Below are 3160 nucleotides of genomic sequence, written 5' to 3' on the forward strand. Positions count from 1 at the left end.
TACTCTTTCGTTTCTTAAGGGGTTTTCAACACCGGAAGGTTGGCTGAAAGTTGTGCCCTATCGAGACCAGATGGATGGTTTTTTTATGGTGCGCTTGAAACGAATGATATAGCAGAAGTCAGAAGTCGGGAGCTTGTAGGGTGGGCAAAAACAGTTTGGTTTTGTTGAGTATTAATGATTATATTACTTTGCCCACCCTACTTTAATTGGTATTTTTTTTAACGTTTTCTTACTCTGTTAGGACAACTGATTAATTTCATCGATAGTCAACCCCGTATATTGAGCAATATCATTCAGGGGTAACCCAGCGGCCTTCATCTGTTTAACAATCTGCTGTTTTTCTTCAAGTCTACCTTGTTCTCGTCCTTCTATTCTTCCTTCTTCTCGTCCTTCAAGTCTGCCTTCTAGTCTACCTTCTTCTCGTCCTTCCCTTTTCGCGAAACTCCATGCACGTCGCGCGTCCTCCAAGGCCATCTCCTGTTTGCGGAGTTTTTCCACTTCTGAGACACTCAACCCCGCTTGATTCGCTATGGTTAAGGCTTGTTCTAGCTGTGGTATTTCCCTGAGCTTGTCAGGAATGATTTCTAAGTTGGGCGCTTCTTTGATAAAAAATATCCACTTATCTATCACACTTTCTAATTCTTCCAGTTGCTTAGTAAATTTGGGTAGTTCCACAAACACCAACTTTAATTCGTTCTCCTGATAAGGCAAGTGGTCTTCTTCTTCTTGAAAGTAAAAACAGCTAATTACTTTCTGGCTTGAGGGGAATAACTTAAAATCTGTGATAGTTAAAGCAATAACCGGATTTAAATCGAAATACCCCTGTCCCGATTTCAGTTGATTCCCATAGGTTTTGCACAAGTTATAAACTACTCGCTTCTCGAAAGCCTCCACATTCCAGAGTTGCATCTCAATGATGACAGTCGTTTTATCTTCTAATACTGCCTTAACATCCAGAAAAGTGTCTTTTAAATCTACTACATCCCCGGCGCTATAGGGATCAATAATTTCTAAATCCTGGATGACGGAATTACCAGAGTATATCATGGCATTGAGGAAGGAAATCAGAATATCTTTACTCTGATCTGAGCCAAAGATTTTTTTGAAAGCAAAGTCAGTTTTTGGGCTGATGAATCTCATGGTTTTACAGGTTGATATAGGGAGCAGGGAGCAGGGAGTAGGGAGTAGGAAGCAGGGATTAAAAGGAATTGCTTTTGTAATTGGGTAATTTTTTGTTAACATTATTCACCCTGAATACCATCCCCGCACTTACAAAAATAATATCTTACTTATGCCCTATTTACTATTATAGCTATTTTCAATTTTCCTAATAAAAAAAAATCCTAAACCCCTTGACATTTAATTAATTTATTTATATATTAATAATGTACAGCATTTAAAACTACTGTTGATCATGACTAAAAACATTCCGCCTAACTCCGATGACAATCAGACTCCTGAAAACCCTGGTCGTAAACCTAAGAAAGTCAAGTACGTTTTGATCGGTTCTCCTGAACAAGTTCGGAATACGATTAATGCCATCTATGGCCTGAAATACGCTTATCCCGACGAGTGGAGCACTCCAGAACCTACTGAAAAGCCTGGTGAGGTTATGACCTTTTTGATTCGATATTTCTATGTAGACTAGGATAGGGTTTTGCCAGCGATGCAGCGCGGTCTTGGGGGTTTCCCCCATGAGCGACTGCATCAAGACAGGGTTTTGACGCCCTGGCGGCTAGGAATTGTGGCGGTTATGTTTAAGCTATCAGCTATTAGCTTAAGCGCTACGCGCACGCTACGCGAACAGCTATCAGCTTAAGCGCTACGCGCACGCTACGCGAACAGCTATCAGCTTATGCGCTACGCGCACGCTACGCGAACAGTTATCAGCTTATGGGTTAGGTCACAGGCTGGAAGCCTGTGCCACAAAGCTGACCACTGACCACTGACCACTGACGAATGTATTCGTTGATCAACAGTATCTAAATTTGAGTTGAGCTCCGCTGTACTTGTGGTGGCTTACACTATAGAATTCGGTCAATGATTGGGGTTAACCAAAACTTGACCGATTTTTTTTTATTGGTACAGCACTACCCATTACGGCGCTTTGCATAACTATCAAGTACACTGAATTTTATCCCTATTCCCTCTTACCTGCTCCCTGCTCCCTGCTCCCTGCTCCCTGCTCCCTAAAAACCCAGAATTTTGTACCTAATTGAATTGCAAACCGAGGTAAGATTAGGAAATTCCTAAACTCCGAAACGTTAAGTAATCGCTTACTTTTGACTTCTGACTTCTGACTTCTGACTTGCCCAAGGGCTAGCTCCTCCCAACACCACGAACCACGCGAAAACCGATACTGATGATGTACACGTGCGCGTCATAGTCGTCGCGGGAGGCAGAACGGCAGCCCCTAGGATTGAAGTCCCATGAGCCGCCCCGTATTTGATAATCATTATTATTGTTGCTAAACCAGACACTCCCATCTTTAGGAGCTCCTTTGTAATTATCATGAGTTGGATCCGCACACCACTCCCAAACATTGCCGTGCATATCGTATAAGCCAAAGCCATTGGGGGGAAAATATCCTACTTCGGTGGTTTCTACTCGATATTCCCCTTCTGCTTCCTCTGCATAAGTATTGGAAGCACGATAATTAGCTAACGTACTGGTTATGGTCTCTCCATAATGGAATGGCGTGGTAGTTCCTGCTCTACAGGCGTATTCCCATTCCGCTTCACTCGGTAATCTGTATTCCGTTCCTGTATGTTTAGAGAGGCGTACGCAAAATTCCACCGCATCGTCCCAGCTTACTTGCTCTACTGGTCGATTGTCTCCTTTAAAGTGAGAGGGGTCTGGCTTTAAGTCCCGGTTAACTTTTGGAAGCTTGGCCACAGCTCGCCATTGCGCCTGGGTGACCGGATATTTCCCTAGGAAGAAGGGTTGAATGGTTACTTGGTGTTGAGGTCTTTCACTGTCATTACTCCCCTTCTCACTTTTCGGGGAACCCATTAAGAAGCGTCCTGCTGGAATATACACCATCTCTAGGTCTACTCCATTCCCGAGATCTTGAGTGAAATAACTTGCTTGTTTATTTTCTCGCTTGATTATTTCTCCTTTACGGTTAACTGTTACTACTTCAAAGGAAAACTGCTTTAAC

The 3160-nt window shown here is 43.0% G+C and carries 4 protein-coding genes; 2 read left to right on the forward strand and 2 right to left on the reverse strand.

The window, feature by feature from the left end; all coding sequences use genetic code 11:
• Nucleotides 1-237 precede the first annotated feature (237 nt).
• Nucleotides 238-1140, reverse strand: coding sequence for an Rpn family recombination-promoting nuclease/putative transposase (locus tag F6K37_RS35980; protein ID WP_044494368.1), 903 nt, complete (start codon nt 1138-1140; stop codon nt 238-240).
• A gap of 274 nt (nt 1141-1414) precedes the next feature.
• On the opposite strand from F6K37_RS35980, the gene F6K37_RS35985 reads away from it, so the two are divergent.
• Together F6K37_RS35985 and F6K37_RS35990 are read left to right on the forward strand one after the other, a co-directional pair.
• Nucleotides 1415-1648, forward strand: a complete 234-nt coding sequence (locus F6K37_RS35985; RefSeq protein ID WP_009149134.1) for a hypothetical protein — start codon at nt 1415-1417, stop codon at nt 1646-1648.
• Between the two features lie 18 nt (nt 1649-1666).
• The gene (locus F6K37_RS35990; protein WP_287255748.1) at nt 1667-1819 is read left to right on the forward strand and encodes a hypothetical protein; all 153 of its coding nucleotides are present in this window, start codon (nt 1667-1669) and stop codon (nt 1817-1819) included.
• A 500-nt stretch (nt 1820-2319) separates the two neighbouring features.
• On the opposite strand, the gene F6K37_RS35995 is transcribed toward F6K37_RS35990, so the two are convergent.
• The coding region (locus F6K37_RS35995) for a formylglycine-generating enzyme family protein (protein WP_287255751.1) at nt 2320-3160 on the reverse strand (841 nt) is incomplete at its 5' end.

It is taken from the genome of Moorena sp. SIO4E2 (assembly GCF_010671945.1).
GTDB classification, from domain to species: domain Bacteria; phylum Cyanobacteriota; class Cyanobacteriia; order Cyanobacteriales; family Coleofasciculaceae; genus Moorena; species Moorena producens.

Coding starts and splice junctions, on each gene's coding strand:
- F6K37_RS35980 (WP_044494368.1), bottom strand. CDS start 1,140: ATGAGATTCATCAGCCCAAAAACTGACTTTGCTTTCAAAAAAATCTTT.
- F6K37_RS35985 (WP_009149134.1), top strand. CDS start 1,415: ATGACTAAAAACATTCCGCCTAACTCCGATGACAATCAGACTCCTGAA.
- F6K37_RS35990 (WP_287255748.1), top strand. CDS start 1,667: ATGCAGCGCGGTCTTGGGGGTTTCCCCCATGAGCGACTGCATCAAGAC.